The organism is Vibrio sp. 10N.222.52.C12, assembly GCF_041474215.1.
Lineage (GTDB): Bacteria > Pseudomonadota > Gammaproteobacteria > Enterobacterales > Vibrionaceae > Vibrio > Vibrio crassostreae_C.
The window spans coordinates 1,463-3,487 of sequence record NZ_JBFRTR010000197.1; the positions used below are offsets into that span (position 1 = coordinate 1,463).

Here is a 2,025-nt window from a genome sequence, read left to right on the forward strand (position 1 = left end):
ACCAAGGTAAATCGGCAGGCTTTCAATTATCAATGAAAAGTCCATAACTACCTCGCGTGGATACTGAATTTACGTTCAACCAGCTTAAGTAAGCCCGTTGAAACACTGGTGAAGAATAAGAAGATAATCGCCACAGTCATGTAGAAAGTGAATGGCATTTTGGTTGAACCCGCCGCCAGTGCACTAACACGTACCATGTCTTCTAGGCCAATAATCGAAACCAGCGCAGTGGTTTTAAGTAATACCAGCCAGTTATTCCCAAAACCCGGTAATGCGTGACGAATCATCTGCGGTAGCAGTATGCGGTGAAACGCCTTTACAGGGCTCATACCATAAGCTTTTGCCGCTTCCATTTCACCGCTGTCGACAGCCATGATGGCACCACGGAACGTTTCTGCCATATAGGCACCGAAAATAAAGCCTATGGTTAAGACACCAGCAACAAATGGGCTGACATCAATATAATCAGGTAAGTAAGCGGTCCATTCGTGGTTAGGATCACTGGATGCAAACCACTCGTTGAGCCACTCGTTGATGGAATACAAACTGTTGTTTAAAAGGATTTGTCCACCAAAGAAAATCAGCATCATCAGTACGAGATCGGGAATGCCTCGAATGACGGTTGTGTAGAGGGTTGCAATAGCACGAGCCCAGCGATAAGGCGCGAGTTTTGCTAAGGCACCTAGCATACCAAGAACCATAGCTAAAATTAGCGACAGCAAGGCAACTTCGATTGTGAGCACCGCCCCTTTCAGGATCGACGCTTCATATCCTTGTAAATCAAACATAATGGATTCCAACAGAACTGCGAAAAAGTTGGTAAGACAGGGAGAGGAGAACCTCTCCCTTAAGAATTGACGCTAAAGATTACTGACCGTATACGTCGTAGTTGAAGTATTTAGCCGCGATATCTTGGTAGATGCCTTTTTCACGTAGTGAAAGGATTGCCGCATCTAATTGCTTAGTCAGATCTTTGTCTTGCTTACGTAGAGCAATACCAAAACCTTCGCCGAACCACTTAGGATCAGTTAGTGATGGACCAACGAACTCGTAGTCTTCACCACCAGCTTTGTTTAGCACGCCTTCTTCTAGAGCAGATGCATCACCTAGTACAGCAGCAACACGACCGTTTGCTAGATCAAGGTAAGCTTCGTCGAATGAACCGTAACGAACGATCTCTACTGTATCGCCGTAGTTGTCTGTTAGGTATTTATCGTGAGTTGTTGCACGTTGAACGGCAATCTTTTGACCGCTTAGATCATCAAAGTTAAGGCCTGCACCTTTCTTAGCGATGAACTTGTTTGGGATAAGTGCGTATTTACCTGTGAAGTCGATTTTTTTCTTACGTTCTTCCGTGATAGACATTGCCGCAATGATCGCATCATATTTACGAGCAAGTAGAGAAGGAATGATACCATCCCAGTCTTGTGCAACGATCTTACACTGCACCTGCATTTCAGTACAAAGTGCGTTAGCCATATCGACATCGAAGCCTTTCAGTGAACCATCAGCTTCTGTCCAGCTAAATGGAGGGTAAGCACCTTCAATACCAAAGCGTACTGTTTTCCATTCTTTTGCTTGAGCTACGCCCGTTGCAGCAGTTGCAGCAAGTGCCGCGACTAATAACCACTTTTTCATATCCCTACTCCTGTGATTTAGGTTTTTATGTTTTGCTAGTTTTAATATTGTGTTTGTTGTTGCTTATTAACTTACTTGTTGTGTTTTATTGTTCACACCGTCGCTGTTTACCTTGGCAACGGCGTTTCAATTCTGATTAGTAAATCGATGAGATAAATTGTTGTAAACGTTCAGATTCAGGTTCCGTAAACAGTTTAGCTGGATCGCCCTGTTCTTCCACTAGACCTTGGTGCAGGAACATCACATGGTTTGATACGTCACGAGCAAAAGCCATTTCATGTGTTACCACAAGCATGGTTCTTCCTTCTTCTGCTAGATCTCGCATTACACCAAGTACTTCCCCTACTAACTCAGGGTCAAGTGCTGATGTTGGCTCATCAAACAGCA

2 protein-coding genes and 1 pseudogene are annotated in these 2,025 nt (G+C 44.1%); all 3 read right to left on the reverse strand.

What is annotated here, in order from left to right:
* Window positions 1–47: 47 nt before the first annotated feature.
* Window positions 48–788: an ABC transporter permease gene (locus tag AB4623_RS23620; protein ID WP_017062124.1), complete on the reverse strand. Its 741-nt coding sequence runs from the start codon at window positions 786–788 to the stop codon at window positions 48–50.
* Between the two features lie 79 nt (window positions 789–867).
* Complete coding sequence (locus AB4623_RS23625) at window positions 868–1,638, reverse strand: ABC transporter substrate-binding protein (protein WP_010437364.1); 771 nt, start codon at window positions 1,636–1,638, stop codon at window positions 868–870.
* A 136-nt stretch (window positions 1,639–1,774) separates the two neighbouring features.
* A pseudogene (locus AB4623_RS23630) lies at window positions 1,775–2,025 on the reverse strand (histidine/lysine/arginine/ornithine ABC transporter ATP-binding protein); the annotation flags it as partial.